Genomic DNA, 18,037 nt, shown 5'->3' with positions numbered 1-18,037 from the left:
GACACGGGGTGGGATGTGATGAGGATCACGGGGTGCCGGGGGCCTCAGTTGGCTGCCGATTGGTACAGACCTATTGACCTATGTGGTTCAGACCACATAGCTTCGGCGCCAATCTGCAGCGCGGCAGCCGGGGCATGGTGACCGGACGTCAGCTGTGGTGTGTCCGACCTCCCCCACTTGCGCGCCCCCACAGCGCGCGCCCGACACTCTCTCCTGGAGGACCGAGTGTTGATCCGATCCAAGGCGCCGCAGCGTCCCACCGCTGCCGGCCGCCAGACGTCCGGCCTGCGGGTGGCCCTCGCCTCCGCTGCCGCCGCCGGGTTGGCCGGTCTGCTGGTCGCCACGCTCGGTGCGGCGCCTTCGCAGGCGTCGGCCACCGTCGACAACCAGTCCTGTCGCCCCGACGGTATGTACACCACGCCCGGCGTGGACGTGCCGTACTGCACCGCGTACGACGACGCCGGTCGCGAGAAGATGGGCGCCGACCACCAGCGCCGCATCATCGGCTATTTCACCGGCTGGCGCACCGGCAAGGACGGCACCCCCGCCTACCTGGTGAACAACATCCCCTGGGACAAGGTCACCCACCTCAACTACGCCTTCGGGCACGTCGGCAGCGACAACAAGATCTCGGTCGGCACGGACGGCCCGAACAACGCCGCGACCGGGATGACCTTCCCGGGTGTCGCGGGCGCGGAGATGGACCCGGCGTACGCGTACCAGGGCCACTTCAACCTGCTGAACAAGTACAAGAAGCAGTACCCGAACGTGAAGACCATGGTCTCGGTGGGCGGTTGGGCCGAGACCGGCGGGTACTTCGGGGACGACGGCAAGCGCGTCGCCTCGGGTGGCTTCTACTCGATGACGGTCAACGCGGACGGCAGCGTCAACCAGGCTGGCATCAACACCTTCGCGGACTCCGCCGTCGACTTCATCAAGAAGTACGGCTTCAACGGCGTCGACCTCGACTACGAGTACCCGACCTCGATGAAGGACGCGGGCAACCCGCTGGACTGGTCGATCGCCAACGCCAAGCGCGGTTCGCTGGTGAAGGGTTACGTCGCGCTGCTGAAGACCATGCGCGAGAAGCTGGACCGGGCGAGCGCGGCGGACGGCAAGTACTACCTGCTGTCGATCGCCTCGCCGTCCTCCGGGTACCTGCTGCGTGGCATCGAGACCTTCCAGGTGACGCAGTACCTGGACTACGTCAACGTCATGTCGTACGACCTGCACGGCGCGTGGAACCAGTACGTCGGCCCGAACGCCTCGCTGTTCGACGACGGCAACGACGCCGAGCTCAAGGCCGCGAGCGTGTACAGCACTTCGCAGTACGGCGGCATCGGCTATCTGAACGCCGACTGGGCGTACCACTACTTCCGCGGTGCGATGCCGGCCGGCCGGATCAACGTCGGCCTGCCGTACTACACCCGCGGATTCAAGAACGTGACGGGCGGGACGAACGGCCTGTGGGGCACCTCGCAGACGTCCACCTGCCCGGCCGGGTCGGGGCTGACCACCTGTGGTGACGGTGCCGTGGGCATCGACAACCTCTGGCACGACCTGGACGACAACGGCAAGGAGGCCCCGGCGGGCTCCAACCCGATGTGGCACGCGAAGAACCTGGAGCAGGGCGTCGTCCCGGACTACCTGTCCAAGTATGGGCTGACCGACACCGCGCTCTCGGGCACCTACAGCCGCAACTACAGCTCCTCGCTGGTCGCGCCGTGGCTGTGGAACTCGACCAAGAAGGTCTTCCTCTCGACCGAGGACGAGCAGTCCGTCGGCGCCAAGGCGGACTACCTGGTGAACCAGGGTGCCGGTGGCGCGATGATCTGGGAGCTCGCGGGCGACTACAGGTGGGACGCCGCGGCGAACGGCGGCAGGGGCGAGTACGTGCAGGGTTCGACCCTGACCTCGCTGATGTACGACAAGTTCAAGGCGGCCTCGCCGTACGGCGCGACACGCTCGACGATTGCGCTGCCGGCGCAGACCCTGCCGGTGGACGTGTCGTTCACCAACTTCGCGCTGGGTGACTCCAACTACCCGATCAACCCGAAGATCCATATCGTCAACAACTCGACACTGACCCTGCCGGGCGGCACCGAGTTCCAGTTCGACTACAGCAACTCGGCTCCGGGCAACGCCAAGGACCAGTCGGGCTTCGGGCTGACCGTCATCAGGCAGGACAACCCCGGTCCGGGCAACGTGGGCGGCCTCAAGGGCACCTACAACCGCGTCTCGGTCAAGCTGCCGAGCTGGCAGTCGCTGGCGCCGGGTGCCTCGGTGGACATCGACTTCGTCTACTACCTGCCGGTGTCCACGCCCGCCAACTGGACGGTGAACGTGGGCGGCACGCTGTACGGCCTGGCCGGGGACTACAGCCGGGGTGCGACCGGCGGCGGTACGTCGTCGCCGAGCCCGTCCTCCTCGCCTTCGTCGAGCCCGTCGACCAGCCCCACGTCCAGCCCTTCGTCCAGCCCGTCGACGAGCCCTTCGTCCAGCCCGAGCAGCTCCCCGTCGAGCAGCCCGAGCAGCAGCCCCAGCAGCACGCCGTCCGGCAGCTGCGCGGCGCCGAGCTGGAACGCCGCCACGATCTACGCCACCGCGGGCATCGAGGTGTCGTGGAAGGGCCACCACTACACCAACAAGTGGTGGACCCAGGGCGAGGACCCCACGACGACGGGTCAGTGGGGTGTGTGGAACGACCTCGGTACCTGCTGAGCTGACGGCAGGTCGCTGAGGTGACGGACGGCGGTGGCGGTGCACCCGGTCGGGGGGTGTGCCGTCACCGCCTCGTCGTGGAGGGAGTGGGTCTGTCGGATCTCTGTCAGATCTCTTGACTCCCATCTGCGACCGGAGTGTCATATCCCCCATCGAGTTCGATCCTGTTTAATTCTGATGGATTGTGATTCGAAAGTAAGGCGCCACCCACCTGACCGCGTCTTCAAGGGGAGTCCCCGCATGTCCAGTTCGCGCTCCGGCAGTCGCGTCGTCGCTGCGGTCGGTCTCGTACTGACCCTCGGCCTGACGGCCTGTTCCACCGGCCGGGAGTCCACCGGCAACGCCGGCGACACCGGCGCCACCGTCAGCGGGAAGATCTCGCTGACGTACCTCCAGAAGCAGGGCGATCAGGAGTACTTCATCGGCGAGGCGGCCGGCGCCAAGGCCAAGGCGGCCGAGCTGGGCATCGACCTCAAGGTGGTGAACCTCGGCAACGACGCCAACAAGACCGTCAGCGAGGTGCAGTCCGCCATCGCGCAGAAGAGCAACGGCCTGATCATCGTCGTACCGGACCCGGCGGTCGGCCCGCAGGTCGTGCAGACCGCGCGCGACGCCAAGATCGCCCTGCTCACCTCGGACGACCAGATCTGCACCACCGGCCCCGACCCGTCCGCCTGCTCCGCCGACTCGCTGGTGCCCCGGATCGGCTTCAGCGGCGCCCAGATGGGTGGCGAGGTCGGGAAGCGGGCGGCCGAGGAGTTCAAGAAGTCCGGCTGGAACCCGGCGGAGACCAGGATCATCTCGGCCTGGAAGCAGGACGTGACGGTCTGCGGTGACCGGGTGAAGGCAGCGAAGGAGGCCTTCGGCTCCGCTGCGGGCACGGGTGTCCAGAACATCGATGTGGCCACCGACAACACCCCGACCGGCGCCCAGGACAAGATCGCGGCGACCGTCACCGCCAATGCGGGCGTCAAGCACTGGGTGGTCTGGGGCTGCAACGACGAGAACGTCCAGGGCGGGGTCACGGCGCTGCAGAACGCCGGGTTCAGTGCCGACAACGTGATCGGCGTCGGCCTCGGCGCGTACCTCGCGTGCAAGGGCTGGGGCTCGGGCAAGCCGTCCGGGATGAAGGCCGCGCTGTTCATCAACGGCAGCGACGTCGGCGCCCTGGCCGTGCAGACCATGTACGACCGGCTCAGGAACGGCAAGGACTTCCCGAAGGAGGCGTTCGCCCCGACCAAGATGGTCGACGCCGCCACCTGGCAGGCCTCCGGCGTGAAGTGCAGTTGAGCGTGGAGACCACGGCGAGCGGCGGAGCCGCGGTACGGGACCTGGGCAAGCGCTTCGGCGCGGTCCAGGCCCTCGACGGGGTGACGCTGGAGTTCCCGGCGGGTCAGGTCACCGCGCTGATGGGGGAGAACGGGGCCGGCAAGTCCACCCTGCTGAAGATCCTGGCCGGGGACCAACCTCCCAGCCAGGGAGAGGTGTTGATCGACGGGAAGCCGGTCGTGCTGCACTCCCCGGCGCAGGCCAGGGCGGCCGGGATCCGGATCATCCCGCAGGAGCCGGAGATCATCCCGCATGTCTCGGTGGCCGAGAACGTGTACGTCGGCGCCCTGCCCCACAGTGCGGGTCGCCGGCTGGACCGGGCCGAGCTGGGGCGCCGCATCCGCGCCGACCTCGACCGGCTGGGTTTCACCAGGGTGCTGGACCCGGAGCTGCTGGGCTCCGAACTGACCCCGGCGCAGCGCCAACTGGTCGAGATCCTCAGAGCGTTGACGGGCGAGGCCAAGGTGATCGCCTTCGACGAGCCGACCTCCTCGCTCTCCGAGCAGGAGGTGGCGGCGCTCTTCGCGCTGATCCGCCGCCTTCGCGAGCAGGGCGTGGCGGTGGTCTATGTCTCGCACCGGATGCAGGAGATCTTCCAGCTCGCCGACCGGGTGGCGGTGTTGCGCGACGGAGCACTGGCCGGGGTGCTGGACGCGGCCCGGACCTCGGAGGCCGAGCTGGTACGGATGATGGTCGGCCGCGACCTGTCGGCGATGTTCGTCCGGGAGCGGGTGGCCACCGACCGGGTGGTGCTGGACGTCCAGGACCTCCGTACGGACGATGTGCACGGCGTCAGCCTGCGGATCAGGGCCGGCGAGGTGGTCGGCCTGGCCGGTCTGATCGGGGCCGGGCGGTCGGAGCTGGCGCTGGCGCTGGCCGGGGACCGACCGGTCCTCGGCGGTCGGGTACTGCTGGACGGGACGGAGCTCAGGCCGGGCAGTCCGGGCGCGGCGATCCGGGCCGGGCTCGGGCTGGCGCCGGAGGAGCGCAAGGCGCAGGCGCTGTTCCTGTACCGCTCCGTCCGGGACAACATCTCGCTGGTGGTGCTGGAGAGGCTGCGCCGCCGGCGGTTCGTCCGGCGCGGCGCGGAGCGGGAGTTGGCGGGGGAGTACGTGGACCGCCTGCGGGTGCGGACGCCGTCCGTGGAGCACGAGGTGCGCAAGCTCTCCGGCGGCAACCAGCAGAAGGTGGTGCTGGCGCGCTGGCTGGCGCGCAGGCCGAAGGTGCTGATCCTGGACGAGCCGACCCGGGGGATCGACGTCGGCGCGAAGGCGGAGATCTACCAGATCATCGCGGACCTGGCGCAGCAGGGCGTGGCGCTGCTGGTGATCTCCTCGGAACTGCCCGAGGTGATCGGCTTGGCCGACCGGGTGCTGGTGATGCAGAACGGGCGTATCACGGGGGAGCTGGACCGAGCGGAGGCGTCGGAGGAAGCCGTCCTGTCGTTGGCGATGGCCGACGACCTGGCGGGAGCGACACGGGAAGGGAAGACGGAATGACCAGCACCACCCTGGCGGGGAGTGCACCGCGCCGGGTCACCCTGCTGGTGACCCGGGTCGGCGGCCAGAACCTCAGCCTGATCGGGGCGTTGGCGGTGGTGCTGGCGCTGTTCGGCCTGCTCAACGACAACTACCTGAGCTGGAACAACGTGCAGGTGATCGGCCAGGCCGTCACCATCACCGGCTTGCTGGCGGTGGTGCAGACCGTGGTGATCATCTGCGGCGGCCTGGACATCTCGGTCGGGTCGCAGGCCGGTCTCGCCTCGGTGGTCAGCGCGATGGCCTTCACCTCGGCCGGTTCGAACGCGCTGCTCGGCATGGGCGCGGCGGTCGGCGTCGGGGTGCTGGTCGGCGTGCTGAACGGCGTGGTGATCGTGTACGGGCGGGTGAACGCGACGATCGCCACCCTGGCCGGGCTCGCGGCGTACAAGGGGGTGGCGCAGCTGATCTCCAACGGGCGGGCCCAGGGGTACGTCCTGAACGACAGCGTCTTCATCTTCCTGGGGCGCGGGAAGATCGCCGGGCTGCCGGTGATGATCTGGATCCTGGTGCTGGTCGCGACGGCGGTCCACGTGCTGCTGAAGTACACCGACATCGGCCGGAACATCTACGCGATCGGCGGCAACGACACGGCGGCCCGGCTGGCCGGTATCCGTATCAACAAGTACCTGGTGGCGGTGTACGGCCTGATCGGCGCGGTGGCGGCGGTGGCGGGCATCCTGCTGACGGCGCGGACCGGGTCGGGCCAGCCGGTGAGCGGTAGCGAGGGCCTGGAGCTGAAGGCGATCACGGCGGCGGCGCTCGGCGGCTGCGCGCTGCGCGGCGGGAAGGGCGGCATCGGCGGCACGCTGCTGGCGGTGGCGCTGCTGGGGGCGCTGGAGAACGGCCTGACGGGCCAGAACATCAACGCCTTCTGGCAGAACGTGGCACAGGGCTCGCTGCTGGTGGTCGCGGTGGTGATCCAGCAGCGGCGCAGCGGGGAGCGCGCGGTCGGCCTGCCGGCGTGAGCGGTCTGCCGACGTGAGTTCGCCGCCCCCTGGCGGACGGGCCAGGGGGCGGCGAAGTCGGCGTCAGGCTGCGGCGATCTTGAGGTCGCGGAGCAGCTTGGCGACGTGGCCGGTGGCCTTGACGTTGTAGAGCGCGTGCTCGACCTTGCCCTGCTCGTCGACGATCACTGTGGAGCGGATCACGCCGACCACGGTCTTGCCGTACAGCTGCTTCTCGCCGTAGGCGCCGTAGGCCTCGAGGACCGACTTGTCCTCGTCGGCCACCAGAGTCACCTTGAGGTCCTCGGTCTCGCGGAACTTGCCGAGCTTCTCGGGCTTGTCCGGGGAGACGCCGATGACGTCGTACCCGGCACCGGAGAAGGCCTCCAGGTTGTCGGTGAAGTCGCAGGCCTGGGTGGTGCAGCCCGGGGTGAGGGCGGCGGGGTAGAAGTACACGATCACCTTACGGCCGAGGTGGTCGGCGAGGGACACCTGCTTGCCGTCGGCGTCGGGCAGGGTGAAGGCGGGGGCGGTGTCGCCCGCCTTGAGGCGCTCGCTCATGCACCCGCCTCGCTTCGCTCGGCGGTCGCTTCGCGAAACGCGCCCCTCTTAATTGTTCGCTCGCTACGCTCGCTCACGGTGGGATCTCTCCTCGTGCGTGGACTGGTGGTCGTACCAACGGCAAACTTACCTCTCTTGGTGGGTGGGGCCGCGCGTGCGGGGATGCCAGCTGACAGACTGGGCCTGTCGCACAGGACAACATCAGGTAAGGGGTGGCCCGAGTGGGCAAGGCCGGCACAGACCACAAGGCGGCGCGGACGACCGCCCAGATCGAGGCGGACATCGTCCGGACCCGCGACCAGCTGGCGGCGACCCTGGACGAGCTCGCCGTCCGCGTCCACCCGAGCACCATGGTGGCCCAGACCAGGGCCCGGATGCTCGGCTCGGTGGAGCAGAAGGCCGGGCGGGCGTATGTGGCGGCGAGCGGTGCGGTGGAGAAGGTGAAGGCGCAGTTCACGGACGAGAAGGGCCGGCCGCGCCAGGAGCGGATCGTGCCGGCCGCCCTGGTGGGTGTGGGTGTGCTGCTGCTGGCGGCGTCCGTGCGCAAGCGCAGGCAGGGCTGAGCCGAGCGGAAGGGGCCGGGTGCGCACCGTGTGCGAACCGGCCCCTTCCGCATGCCGGGCCAGCGTCACACGGGCGGCTCCGGCCGGGTACCGTCGGGGGCGTGAGCACGAACGCAGAGCAGAGCACGCAGCACGAGGAGCGCCGCCACGACCGGCTTGGCGAGAAGCTGCCGATCAAGATGTTGCACGACCGGGTGCTGGTGAAGACCGAGGCGGGCGAGGGCGAGCGCCGCTCGACCGGTGGGATCCTGATCCCGGCGACGGCCGAGCTGAGCAAGCGGTGCGCCTGGGCCGAGGCGGTGGCAGTGGGCCAGAGCGTGCGGTCCGTGGAGCCGGGGGACCGGGTGCTGTACGACCCGGAGGACAAGCTGGAGGTCGAGGTCCGCGGCGCCACGTACGTGCTGCTGCGCGAGCGGGATCTGCACGCGGTGGCGGCGACGCGCTTCGGTGACACGGAGGGCTCGACGGGGCTGTACCTCTGAGGCCTCGGATGAGGCCTCGGACGGCCCCGGTTCACGGACCCGGCGGGCCGGGCAGGGGCAGCCGGGCGAGCCGGCCGGCGAGGCCGGTGCCCGCGGCGAGGTCGGCGGTGCAGCGGCGGCAGGCGCAGATCGCGGGCACCCGCCACCGCTCGGCCGGTCGGTAGGCCGGCAGTGTGAGTTGGCCGCTGCGCAGGGCGGCGGCGACGATCCCGGCCCGGTCGCCGGTGCCCAGCTTCCGGCCGATGCGGGTCAGATAGGACTTGACCGTCAGCGGGGACAGGCCGAGCTGCTCGCCGATGGCCCTGTTGCCGTGGCCTCGGGCGAGGTGCTCGACGATCTGCCGCTCGCGGGTGGTGAGGGGCTGCCCGGACAGGGCGGGCCGGCCTGTGGTCGTCACCGGTCACTCCACCTGCCGCGCGGCGCGGACACCCTTGCTGAACTCCTGGGCGGGAATGCGCACCTGCAGGGCCTCGAGCTCCAGGACGGTGTTCAGCAGCACCTCGCGCTCGGCGCTCAGACACGCGATCAGGTCGTCGGCGGCGGCGAGCCGGAGCCGCTGCTCGACCGTGGTCTCGCGGAGGGTCTGGAGTTCGGTGGCCAGGGCGGCCCAGGATGCGGAAGTCCGGCGGTGGACGCCGCGCCAACGCCTCGTCGTGATCACAGTTGTCCCTTCCCTCGCTGATGAGTTGACTGACTTTCCGGTCCGGTCCGGTCCGGTACAGGGTCCAGGTCTAGGCGGCGGTCGCGAGGGCCTGGCGCAGCCTGACCCGGGCGCGGTAGGTGAGGGTCTTGACCGCGCCCACCCGCAGGCCGGTGCAGTCGGCGACCTCCTGAGAGGTCAGCCCGCCCCAGTAGCGGAGCTGGACCGCCGCGCGCTGGAGCTCGGTGAGCGTGGCCAGCGCGGCGCAGACCCGGGCCGCGTCGGCCCCGGCGAGGACGGCGTCCTCCACGCAGACCCCGGAGTCGGTGTCGGCCGGTGCGGCCACCGTGGTCTCCAGCCTGGTCGACCTGCGCTTGTTGTGGTCGAACAGCAGGTTCCGGGCGATCGTGAGCAGCCAGGCCCCGATGTCCTTCCCGGTCCACCGGAAGCCGCCGATGCAGTTCATCGCCCGCAGGAAGGTGTCCTGGGCGAGGTCCTCCGCGAGCGACCAGTCCCCGGTCCGGCGGACCAGGAACATGACCACCTTGCGGTGGTAGAGCCGGTACAACTCGGACCAGGCCCCCGTGTCCCCGGCCTGCGCCGCCTCGATCAGCGGCGGCAGGCCCGCTCCCTCGCCACCGTCCGGTCGGTCCGTGCACTCCGGTCGGTCCGCGCGTTCAATCGGCTCGTCGCTCATACGGCTGCCTCGGTGTCGGTGGGGGTTGATGCGACCGAAGCTGAACCTGCACACACACGCGCGATCTTGCATGCGTGCAAGCTAGCTGGCGTGCACGCAAAGATAGCCATACCGGTGCATGCGTGCAAGCGGTGGCATGTGCCAATTATGTTCGGTTCGGCGGGGCTTGGGTGTGACCGGAAGTCGCTGGCCTGCGGTGATTGTCCGGGTCCTCGCACATCACGTGCGTGCACGCGTGCAAGCCGGGGCTGTCCGGCATGCACACGCGATAGCCTGCGAGGCATGGGGACCACAGACAACACCCGGGAGTCGAGTACGCCGGCCGAGCGGTTCGGGGCGGTCGTCCACGAGGCGGCCCAACGTGCGGGCTACGACCTCAGGCCTGGATCGGGCGGACGCGTCGCCCTCGCCAGGGACACCGGCATGAGTGCGTCTGCGGTCGGGCGAATGCTGAGGGGTGAGACCCTGCCGAGGCCCTCGCAGTTCGAGCGGATCGCCCGGGCCGTCCATCTCGACCTTCACGAACTCCTGGTACGCGGCGGTGTCATCTCCGCAGAATCCGCCAATGATCTGTCGGAACGAGTACGCTCACAGCCCATCACCCCTGAGGAAGCAGCAGACGCATGGGGCATCACCAACCCCATGGTTCGCAAGATCCTCCTCGCCGACATCGCTCAGGCGATCAGCCTGCAGCGGGAGGCCGAGCCCGAGCAGCAGGAGGGGAGTGCAGCACAGCGATAGGGGTGAGGCGAGACATGGCCGGATGTCTGCCCGCGACGACTGCCGCGCTGAGGGTGGCCGTCGCCGTCACGGGTGCCGCGCTGATAGCCGTCGGCCTGTACGACGGCCGATGGGCCCCCGTCCTGATCGGGCTGGCGCTCGCGGTGCTCGCCGCCGCCGAACTGGCACTGGCCCGGGTTCGCGGCTGGATCGGCGAGACCGACGCGCGGGTGCAGCACCACCTGGCCGAAGCCGCGGCGCAGCAAGCCCGCCTCACCTCTGAACTCGTCTTCTGGCAGCAGCGGTACACGCGGGAGCGGCGGGAGAGCGACGCGAGGATCCAGCAGCTGACCGGCCTCCTCGACGCCACCCGCCGAGAGCTTGTGCAGGCCCACGTGGCCACCGCCACCGCCAGGGCCGAACTCGCCGAGCTCTCGACCGAGTGGAACGCCCTGGTGCAGGAGGCCATGCAGATGGGCGCCGACGTCTTCGGCCCCCGAGACCGTCGGGACCGCCGGGACCTCGCACCCCGGGCCGCCGCGTCCAGGTCCCCAGGCGCCACCCGGCAGAAGCTCTGACGGACCGGCACTGCCGCCCCTTGACCTCAAGTCCGCTTGAACTTCTAGCGTGGGCTCGTCAACCGGATTCACAGGGAGGGCGAGACCATGGAGTTCACCGACGCCGAACTGGCGGTACAGCCGATCGGCTACTGGAGCGGCGCCGCCAACGCGGCGGTCATCCGGTACATCAACGACAGGATGGGGGAGCTGGGTGTCACCCAGCGCCACTGGTGGACGCTCTATCAGGTGGGGGTGAGCGGAACCGGCCTGACCCGCGAGGGGCTGGTGACGCTGATGCGGCGGATCCGGCCGTACGTGGACGCGTCGGCCCTGGAGCCCGCCGTCGACGAGCTGCTCGGCCGGGAACTGCTCAGCCTGGACGGCGAGGGGCGGCTCCGGCTGACCGATCCGGGCGCCGAGCTGCGGGACCGGGTGATGAAGCTGCTCCCCGGAATCCGGGCGCAGATCCATGACGGCGTCAGCGACGAGGACTACGTCCGTGTGGTCAAGGTGCTGCGACGGATGATCGGCAACGTCGGGGGCAACGCCGATTTCGTCTAGGGGCTGGAGCCGGCCGCGGCGCCGGGGCTCGGGGTGCCGGAGGCCTCGGGGGACTGCGGCGCCGTTGTGCCGGTGCTCTCCGACGGGGTGGTGGACGGCGTCGGGGAGGGCGTGGGCGAGGAGCTCGGGGACGGCACGGGGGAGGGGGTCGGGGCGGTGGAGGAGGACGGAGTGGGCGTGGGGGAGGCGGCGGGAGAGGGCGGTTCGGTGGGCCGGGTGTTGCCCCGGCTGGGCTCCAGGTCGAAGCGCTGCACGGCACTGCCGCTCAGGGCGCTGCGCATGTAGGCCGTCCAGATCGCGGTGGGGAAGGCGCCGCCGTTGATCCGGGAGAAGCCCGCCGTCCCCGCCAGGGACTCCTTGGCGTGGGTCCTCGGGTTCTCCCGGAACAGGCCGACCGCGGTGGCGAGTTCGGGTGTGTAGCCGGCGAACCAGGCAGATCTGTTGTTGTCCGTGGTGCCGGTCTTGCCGGCCGCCGGGCGGCCGAGCCCGAGCGCCCGGGCGCCGGTGCCGTTCGGGCTGACGACGTCCTGGAGGACATCGGTGACGGCGTCGGCGGTGCCCCGGCCGAGGGCGCTTCTCGCGGGGTGGCCCGGCAGGCCAGGGATGTCCTCGGCGCCGGGCTTCTCCAGCTTGAGCACCGCCCAGGGGGCGTACGCCTGGCCGTGGTTGGCGAGGGCGGCGTACACGGCGGCGAGGTTGAGTGCGCTGGGGGTGGCGGTGCCGAGCGTCATCGAGGTGTTGGCCGGGTCCATACCGGGGACGCTGTCGGGGATGCCCAGCCTGACCGCGGTCTGCCGGACCTCGGCGAGCCCGGCGTCCACGCCCTCCTGGGCGTACACCGAGTTGACGGACTTCATCATCGCGTAACGCAGCGTGATGGGACCGTAGTTGATGTCGTCCTCGTTCGGCGGCGCGTACGCGGTGGGCCCGCCGACCACCGCGCGGCGGCTGGTGCCGTCGTAGACGGTCTGGGTGGTGATCGGGCGGCCGTCCCGGGTGGTGCGCTCGCCCTCGATACCGGCGGCCAGGTCGATCGGCTTGAAGGTGGAGCCGACCTGGTTGTCCTGGCGCAGGGCGTCGTTGAACGGCTGGACGGCGTAGTCCGGGCCGCCGTAGACCGCGAGGATCTTGCCGGTGCCGGGTTCGATCGAGGCGCCGGAGACCCGGACGTCGGTGTCGGAGTCCGGGCGCGAGCCCGGGTCCAGCTCGGAGGTGAGCTCGTCCTTCACCGCGGCGACGAAGGCGTCCTGCTTGCTCTTGTCGAAGGTGGTGGTGATCTTCCATCCGCCGGCCTTGAGGGTCGCCGCGTCGAGCACGCCGGTGCTCGCCAGGTAGTCGTCGGCGATGTCGACCAGGTAGCCGGCCTGCCCGCTGAGGCCCTTGGTGGGCTGCGGGTCGATCGGCTCGGGGAAGGTCAGCGAGGCGCGGGTGGCGGCGTCCAGGAAGCCCAGCGAGACCATGCCGTCCAGGACGTAGTTCCAGCGGGCGACGGCCTTGTCGCGGTTGGTGGGGGTGCCGGCGGTAGCCGATGGAGCCTTGACGTCGTACGCGCTGGGGGCCTGGAGCAGGGCGGCCAGGTAGGCGCCCTGGGCGAGGGTCAGCCGGGAGACGTCGACGCCGTAGTAGGCGTTGGCGGCGGTCTGGATGCCGTAGGCGTTGCGGCCGAAGTAGCTGGTGTTGAGGTAGCCGGCCAGGATCTCGTCCTTGGTCTCCTGCTGGTCGACCTTGAGGGCGATGAAGAGCTCCTTGACCTTGCGGACGTAGGTCTGGTCCTGGGTCAGGTAGTAGTTCTTGACGTACTGCTGGGTGATGGTCGAGCCGCCCTGGAGGCCCTTGCCGGTCGCGCTGTTCCAGGCGGCGCGGGCCATGCCCTTCAGGTCGACTCCCTTGTTCTGGTAGAAGGTGCGGTCCTCTGCGGAGACGGCGGCGTGCTGGGTGTCCACCGGGATCTGGTCGATCGGCACGTCCTCGCGGTTCACGGAGCCGGTGCGGGCCAGTTCGGTGGTGCCGTCCGCGTAGTAGTAGACGTTGGTCTGCGCCTTCGCATGGGCGTTGGCGTCGGGCACGGGGACGATCAGATAGAGCGTCACGAAGGCGGCGAACCCGAGCAGGAGCAGGCCGAGCAGGCCGCCGACCAGCATCCGCCAGGTCGGAACGGCCCGGCGCCACCAGGGCCTTGCCCGGCGGCGGGTTCTGCGGGCCTCGCGCTTGGAGCGGTGGCGGGTGCGACGGTCGTGGCGGGAGCCATCGGCGCGGTCCTCCGACTCGAGGGCGCCGCCCGGGCCTAGGGCGTGGAAGGAGATGCCCTCGGTCGTGGGCTGTTGGTCCGGCGGCTCCTGGCTCATGCGGCGATTATGTGCGATTTGAACTGGAATCAGAGGGTTCTTCGGACCGAGAGGAGCGCGGGTCGGCGCCCGGCCGGAAAAACGGCTGCGCCGGGTGATCGTCGACGCTACGGTGAAAGGTGACAACCGCATAGCGCACCAAGAGCTCTCAGCTCCGCCCGCCACCCCCGGGACCCCCGGGGGTCCGCCGGTCGGAGCTGGTCGGGCCTGCCCGTGTGCGGGTGCGGAGGTGCCCAGGAATGCGTCGCAATAAGTCGACAAGGAGACAATATGGTGACAGATCTGCAGCTCAGGCCCCCTTGGCAGGACACCGCGCACCTCTACCTCGCGATCGCCCGAGGTGCCTTCCGGCGCTACTCCACCTACCGGGCCGCGACCCTCGCCGGCGCATTCACCAACACGGTCTTCGGCTTCATCCTCGCCTACACCTTCCTCGCACTCTGGCAGGCCCGGCCCGGCCTGGGCGGCTACGACACCTCCCAGGCCGTCACCTACATCTGGGTCAGCCAGTCCCTGCTGGTCACCGTCGCGGTCTGGGGCGGCGGCTTCCAGGACGACGTCCAGGAACGCTTCCGCAGCGGCGACATCGCCGTCGACCTCTACCGCCCGGTCGACTTCCAGGGCTGGTGGCTGGCCACCGACCTCGGCCGGGCCGGCTTCCACCTGCTCGCCAGGGGCGTGGTGCCGACCCTCGCCGGCGCGCTGGTCTTCCACACGCGCCTGCCGCGCAGCCCGTACGTCTGGGCGGTCTTCCTGCTCTCCGTGCTGCTCGCCGTGGTGGTCAGCTTCGGGCTGCGCTTCCTGGTCTCGCTCACCGGCTTCTGGCTGCACGACTCCGAGGGCATCCGGTCCGTGATGCTGGTGGTGGCGATGTTCTTCTCCGGGATGCTGCTGCCGATCAGCCTCTTCCCCGGGTGGCTGGGCCAGATCGCACCCGTACTGCCGTGGGCGGCGCTGATCCAGATCCCGACCGACCTCTTCCTGGAGCGCCGTACCGGCGGCGCGGTACTGAGCGGGCTCGCCTTCCAGGTCGTCTGGGCGGTGCTGCTGCTCGCGGCCGGACGGGCCGCCCAGCTGCTCGCCACCAGGAAGGTGGTGGTCCAGGGTGGTTGAGAACCTGCGCTGGTCGCTGCGGTCCTGGTGGCTGATCGCGGGTATGTGGACGCGCTCGATCATGTCCTACCGGGCCTCCTTCGCCCTCATGCTGGGCGCCAACCTCGCGATCACCTCGCTGGACTTCGTGGTCCTGGTCCTGATGTTCCAGCACACCGACCGGCTGGGCGGCTGGAGTCTGCCCGAAATCGGCTTCCTGTACGGCACCTCGGCCTTCGCCCTCGGCACGGCCAACCTGCTGGTCGGCAGCATCGACGCGCTCGGCGACCGGATCCGTACCGGCACCCTGGACACCGTGCTGATCCGGCCCGCCCCGGCGCTTGCCCAACTCTGCGCCGAACGCTTCTCCTTGCGCCGGCTCGGCCGCCCGATCCAGGCGGTCGTCATCCTGGCCTGGTCGCTGACCGCCCTGCCGGCCGACTGGACCGCCGACCGGGTGCTGCTGGTGCCCGTGCTGTTGATCTGCGGCACCGTCATCTTCTCCGCCATCTTCATCGGCGGCGCCACCCTGCAGTTCTGGTGGGGCGAGGCCAAGGAACTGCAGAACTCCTTCACCTACGGCGGCGCCACCCTGCTGCACTACCCGCCGACGATCTTCGCCAAGGAGCTGGTCGCCGGCGTGGTCTTCGGCGTGCCCCTGGCCTTCGTCAACTGGCTGCCCGCCCTGCACATCCTCGGCAAGCCCGACCCCATCGGCCTGCCCACCGCTTTCCAGTACGCCTCGCCCCTGGCCGCCGCGCTCTGCGTACTCGCCGCCGGGTACGCCTGGCGGGCCGGGCTGCGCGCGTACCGGGGCACCGGCAGCTGACCAACGCACCGAAGTCGAACCGAAGTCGAAGTCGAAGTCGAAGCCGAAGTTGAAGTCGAAGTCGAGGGAGAACCGCAGATGGCACTGATCGAACTCCAGGACGTCCGCCGCACCTTCACCGTCCGGGCGAAAGCCGGGCGGCTGCGGCGCGAGAAACGCGAGGTCCGCGCCGTGGACGGGCTGAGCTTCACCGTCGACGCAGGGGAGTGCGTCGGCTACATCGGCCCCAACGGCGCCGGCAAGTCCACCACCATCAAGATGCTCACCGGCATCCTCGTCCCCAGCAGCGGCCGCCTACGCGTGGCCGGCGTCGACCCGGCCCGCGAGCGCACCCGGCTCGCCCAGCGGATCGGCGTGGTCTTCGGCCAGCGCACCACCCTGTGGTGGGACCTGCCGCTGCGCGACTCGTACGAACTGGCGCGCAGGATCTACCGCATCCCGGACGCCCGCTACCGGGCCAATCTCGACCGCTGCGTCGAACTCCTCGACCTGGCCGCCCTGTTGGACACCCCCGTCCGCCAGCTCTCACTCGGCCAGCGGATGCGCGGCGACCTCGCCGCAGCGCTGCTGCACGACCCGCAGGTGCTCTACCTGGACGAGCCGACCATCGGACTCGACGTGGTCAGCAAGGGCCGCGTCCGGGAGTTCCTGCGCGAGGTCAACACCCAGCAGGGCACCACCGTGCTGCTCACCACCCACGACCTGACCGACATCGAGCAGCTCTGCGGCCGGGTGATGGTGATCGACCACGGCCGGGTGGTGTACGACGGCGGCCTGGACGGGCTGCACGCTGCGGGGGAGAGCGAGCGCACCCTGGTCGTCGACCTCGCCGAGGCCAGGCCCGCCATCGCGGTCCCGGGGGCGAGGGTGGTCAAGGTCGAGGGCCCGCGGCAGTGGCTGGCCTTCCCCGCCCAGCAGAGCGCGGCGCCGATCGTCGCGGCGGTGGCCGACCGCTACCCGCTGGTCGACCTGTCGGTCCGGGAGCCCGCGATCGAGGACGTCATCGCCCGGATGTACGCGGAGGTGGCCATCGGCTGAGAGGGCTCCGTCAGTAGGCAATCGGGTCGGCCCGCTGCCTCAACTGCTGACGGCGTCGTGAGTTCGACCCGGATTGATCCCGTACCGACGGGCGGCGGGGCAGACTGTCGGGGTGAGCGTTGATGAGAAGGTCCGACCGGCCTCCGGGGTCAGCTTCACCGCGGCCGACGAGGAGAAGCGCCGCGGCGTCCGGCGGATGAAGACGATCGCGACGGGGTTCCTGGCAGCCGCGACCGTGGTCTTCGCGCTGGCCACCTGGGCAGGCTCCGCGGGCGCGGGCGCCTGGGCGGGGTACGTCGCGGCGGCGGCCGAGGCGGGGATGGTCGGTGCGCTGGCGGACTGGTTCGCCGTCACCGCGCTGTTCCGCCGCCCGCTCGGCCTGCCCATCCCGCACACCGCGATCATCCCGACCAAGAAGGACGCCTTCGGCAAGTCGCTCGGCGACTTCGTCGGCGACAACTTCCTGTCCGCGCCCGTGGTGCGCGGTCGGCTCGCCTCGATCGGCGTCGCCCGGCGGCTCGGCGAGTGGCTGGCCGCGCCGGGCAACGCCGACCGGGTCACCACCGAGGCGGCCGCGGCGCTGCGCGGGGTGCTCGCCGTACTGCGGGACGAGGACATCCAGGCCGTGGTCGGCGAGGCCGTCACCCGGCGCGCCGCCGCCACCTCGGTCGCCGAACCCGCCGGACGGCTGCTCGGCAAGGTGGTCGCCGACGGCGGGCACCACGGGGTGGTCGATCTGATCGCCGTACGGGTGCACGGCTGGCTGACGGAGCACCACCAGGAGGTCGTCGACCGGGTCACCCAGAAGACCCCGGCCTGGACGCCCAGGTTCGTCGACCAGCAGGTCGGCGAGCGGGTCTACAAGGAGCTGATGCGCTTCGTCACCGACATCCGTGACGACCCCGAGCACCCCGCCCGTGGCGCCGTCGACAACTTCCTCGCCGACTTCGCCACCGAGCTGCAGCAGGACCCGGAGACCATCGCCCGGGTCGAGCGCGCCAAGGCGGACCTGCTGGCCCGCGCCGAGGTGCAGGACCTGATCGCCTCCTCGTGGGCCGCCGTCCGCTCGCTGGTGCTCGACGCAGCCGAGGACGAGGACAGCGAGCTGCGCCGCCGGATCCGGGACGGCCTGCGGTCCTTCGGCCGGCGGCTCGCGACCGACGAGCGGCTGCAGGCCAAGACCGACGGCTGGCTGCAGGACGCCGCCCAGTACGTGGTGGAGACCTACCGTGAGGAGATCACCGCGCTGATCTCGGAGACGGTGGCCGGCTGGGACGCGGACGACGCCTCACGGAAGATCGAGGCCAACGTCGGGCGCGACCTGCAGTTCATCCGGATCAACGGCACGGTGGTGGGTGCACTCGCCGGGCTGCTGATCCACACGGTGGCGGTGGCGTTCGGCGGTTAGCACTAC

18 protein-coding genes are annotated in these 18,037 nt (G+C 70.4%); 13 read left to right on the top strand and 5 right to left on the bottom strand.

The window, feature by feature from the left end:
• Nucleotides 1–285 precede the first annotated feature (285 nt).
• The 4 genes from FB465_RS12380 (at nucleotide 286) to FB465_RS12365 (ending at nucleotide 6,556) form a co-directional block, all read left to right on the top strand.
• Complete coding sequence (locus tag FB465_RS12380; protein WP_170290799.1) at nucleotides 286–2,721, top strand: chitinase C-terminal domain-containing protein; 2,436 nt, start codon at nucleotides 286–288, stop codon at nucleotides 2,719–2,721.
• 240 nt (nucleotides 2,722–2,961) lie between these two features.
• Nucleotides 2,962–4,011, top strand: coding sequence for a substrate-binding domain-containing protein (locus tag FB465_RS12375; RefSeq protein WP_145790280.1), 1,050 nt, complete (start codon nucleotides 2,962–2,964; stop codon nucleotides 4,009–4,011).
• Between the two features lie 2 nt (nucleotides 4,012–4,013).
• A complete protein-coding gene (locus FB465_RS12370) occupies nucleotides 4,014–5,549 on the top strand; it encodes a sugar ABC transporter ATP-binding protein (RefSeq protein WP_145797299.1) in 1,536 nt (511 codons plus the stop codon).
• Nucleotides 5,546–6,556 (top strand): ABC transporter permease, encoded by a 1,011-nt coding sequence (locus FB465_RS12365; RefSeq protein WP_145790279.1) that lies wholly within the window; start codon nucleotides 5,546–5,548, stop codon nucleotides 6,554–6,556. Before FB465_RS12370 ends, FB465_RS12365 begins: the two co-directional genes overlap by 4 nt.
• A 63-nt stretch (nucleotides 6,557–6,619) precedes the next feature.
• Here FB465_RS12365 and bcp read toward each other — a convergent pair whose 3' ends face one another.
• A complete protein-coding gene (gene bcp, locus FB465_RS12360) occupies nucleotides 6,620–7,096 on the bottom strand; it encodes a thioredoxin-dependent thiol peroxidase (RefSeq protein ID WP_145790278.1) in 477 nt (158 codons plus the stop codon).
• Between the two features lie 221 nt (nucleotides 7,097–7,317).
• Between bcp and FB465_RS12355 the strand changes: the two genes are divergently transcribed.
• Entirely contained in the window at nucleotides 7,318–7,659 is a 342-nt protein-coding gene (locus FB465_RS12355; RefSeq protein WP_145790277.1) for a DUF3618 domain-containing protein, read from the top strand.
• Nucleotides 7,660–7,838: 179 nt separating this feature from the next.
• Entirely contained in the window at nucleotides 7,839–8,141 is a 303-nt protein-coding gene (locus tag FB465_RS12350; protein WP_145797298.1) for a GroES family chaperonin, read from the top strand.
• 31 nt (nucleotides 8,142–8,172) lie between these two features.
• On the opposite strand, the gene FB465_RS12345 is transcribed toward FB465_RS12350, so the two are convergent.
• The 3 genes from FB465_RS12345 to FB465_RS12335 form a co-directional block, all read right to left on the bottom strand.
• Entirely contained in the window at nucleotides 8,173–8,538 is a 366-nt protein-coding gene (locus tag FB465_RS12345) for a response regulator transcription factor (protein WP_145790276.1), read from the bottom strand.
• 3 nt (nucleotides 8,539–8,541) lie between these two features.
• On the bottom strand, nucleotides 8,542–8,802 hold the full coding sequence (locus FB465_RS12340; RefSeq protein ID WP_145790275.1) for a hypothetical protein: 261 nt from the start codon (nucleotides 8,800–8,802) through the stop codon (nucleotides 8,542–8,544).
• 70 nt (nucleotides 8,803–8,872) lie between these two features.
• A complete protein-coding gene (locus FB465_RS12335) occupies nucleotides 8,873–9,478 on the bottom strand; it encodes an RNA polymerase sigma factor (RefSeq protein ID WP_170290575.1) in 606 nt (201 codons plus the stop codon).
• Between the two features lie 282 nt (nucleotides 9,479–9,760).
• Between FB465_RS12335 and FB465_RS12330 the strand changes: the two genes are divergently transcribed.
• From FB465_RS12330 to FB465_RS12320, 3 genes are all read left to right on the top strand, one after another.
• Nucleotides 9,761–10,219, top strand: a complete 459-nt coding sequence (locus tag FB465_RS12330) for a helix-turn-helix domain-containing protein (protein ID WP_145790271.1) — start codon at nucleotides 9,761–9,763, stop codon at nucleotides 10,217–10,219.
• A gap of 14 nt (nucleotides 10,220–10,233) precedes the next feature.
• Nucleotides 10,234–10,776 (top strand): hypothetical protein, encoded by a 543-nt coding sequence (locus tag FB465_RS12325; RefSeq protein ID WP_145790270.1) that lies wholly within the window; start codon nucleotides 10,234–10,236, stop codon nucleotides 10,774–10,776.
• Nucleotides 10,777–10,863: 87 nt separating this feature from the next.
• On the top strand, nucleotides 10,864–11,319 hold the full coding sequence (locus FB465_RS12320; protein WP_145790268.1) for a MarR family winged helix-turn-helix transcriptional regulator: 456 nt from the start codon (nucleotides 10,864–10,866) through the stop codon (nucleotides 11,317–11,319).
• Here FB465_RS12320 and FB465_RS12315 read toward each other — a convergent pair.
• A complete protein-coding gene (locus tag FB465_RS12315; RefSeq protein WP_145790266.1) occupies nucleotides 11,316–13,664 on the bottom strand; it encodes a transglycosylase domain-containing protein in 2,349 nt (782 codons plus the stop codon). The two genes, FB465_RS12320 and FB465_RS12315, sit on opposite strands and share 4 nt — an antisense overlap.
• Before the next feature lie 270 nt (nucleotides 13,665–13,934).
• Between FB465_RS12315 and FB465_RS12310 the strand changes: the two genes are divergently transcribed.
• From FB465_RS12310 to FB465_RS12295, 4 genes are all read left to right on the top strand, one after another.
• Nucleotides 13,935–14,777 (top strand): ABC transporter permease, encoded by an 843-nt coding sequence (locus tag FB465_RS12310; protein ID WP_145790264.1) that lies wholly within the window; start codon nucleotides 13,935–13,937, stop codon nucleotides 14,775–14,777.
• Nucleotides 14,770–15,585, top strand: coding sequence for an ABC transporter permease (locus tag FB465_RS12305; RefSeq protein WP_425461168.1), 816 nt, complete (start codon nucleotides 14,770–14,772; stop codon nucleotides 15,583–15,585). Before FB465_RS12310 ends, FB465_RS12305 begins: the two co-directional genes overlap by 8 nt.
• Before the next feature lie 78 nt (nucleotides 15,586–15,663).
• Nucleotides 15,664–16,623 carry an ABC transporter ATP-binding protein gene (locus FB465_RS12300; RefSeq protein WP_145790263.1) on the top strand — a complete coding sequence of 320 codons (960 nt, stop codon included), beginning with the start codon at nucleotides 15,664–15,666 and terminating at the stop codon, nucleotides 16,621–16,623.
• Between the two features lie 112 nt (nucleotides 16,624–16,735).
• Entirely contained in the window at nucleotides 16,736–18,031 is a 1,296-nt protein-coding gene (locus FB465_RS12295; protein WP_246192635.1) for a DUF445 domain-containing protein, read from the top strand.
• Nucleotides 18,032–18,037: the final 6 nt, after the last annotated feature.

The organism is Kitasatospora atroaurantiaca, assembly GCF_007828955.1.
Lineage (GTDB): Bacteria > Actinomycetota > Actinomycetes > Streptomycetales > Streptomycetaceae > Kitasatospora > Kitasatospora atroaurantiaca.
Note: the sequence above shows the minus strand (reverse complement) of the source record. Positions and strands in the feature narration are given on the sequence as shown.

What these genes read in the sequence shown, in the direction of transcription:
- FB465_RS12375 (WP_145790280.1), top strand. Translation starts at nt 2,962, where the DNA reads ATGTCCAGTTCGCGCTCCGGCAGTCGCGTCGTCGCTGCGGTCGGTCTC.
- FB465_RS12335 (WP_170290575.1), bottom strand. Translation starts at nt 9,478, where the DNA reads ATGAGCGACGAGCCGATTGAACGCGCGGACCGACCGGAGTGCACGGAC.
- FB465_RS12320 (WP_145790268.1), top strand. Translation starts at nt 10,864, where the DNA reads ATGGAGTTCACCGACGCCGAACTGGCGGTACAGCCGATCGGCTACTGG.
- FB465_RS12330 (WP_145790271.1), top strand. Translation starts at nt 9,761, where the DNA reads ATGGGGACCACAGACAACACCCGGGAGTCGAGTACGCCGGCCGAGCGG.
- FB465_RS12300 (WP_145790263.1), top strand. Translation starts at nt 15,664, where the DNA reads ATGGCACTGATCGAACTCCAGGACGTCCGCCGCACCTTCACCGTCCGG.
- FB465_RS12315 (WP_145790266.1), bottom strand. Translation starts at nt 13,664, where the DNA reads ATGAGCCAGGAGCCGCCGGACCAACAGCCCACGACCGAGGGCATCTCC.
- FB465_RS12310 (WP_145790264.1), top strand. Translation starts at nt 13,935, where the DNA reads ATGGTGACAGATCTGCAGCTCAGGCCCCCTTGGCAGGACACCGCGCAC.
- FB465_RS12325 (WP_145790270.1), top strand. Translation starts at nt 10,234, where the DNA reads ATGGCCGGATGTCTGCCCGCGACGACTGCCGCGCTGAGGGTGGCCGTC.
- FB465_RS12365 (WP_145790279.1), top strand. Translation starts at nt 5,546, where the DNA reads ATGACCAGCACCACCCTGGCGGGGAGTGCACCGCGCCGGGTCACCCTG.
- FB465_RS12350 (WP_145797298.1), top strand. Translation starts at nt 7,839, where the DNA reads ATGTTGCACGACCGGGTGCTGGTGAAGACCGAGGCGGGCGAGGGCGAG.
- bcp (WP_145790278.1), bottom strand. Translation starts at nt 7,096, where the DNA reads ATGAGCGAGCGCCTCAAGGCGGGCGACACCGCCCCCGCCTTCACCCTG.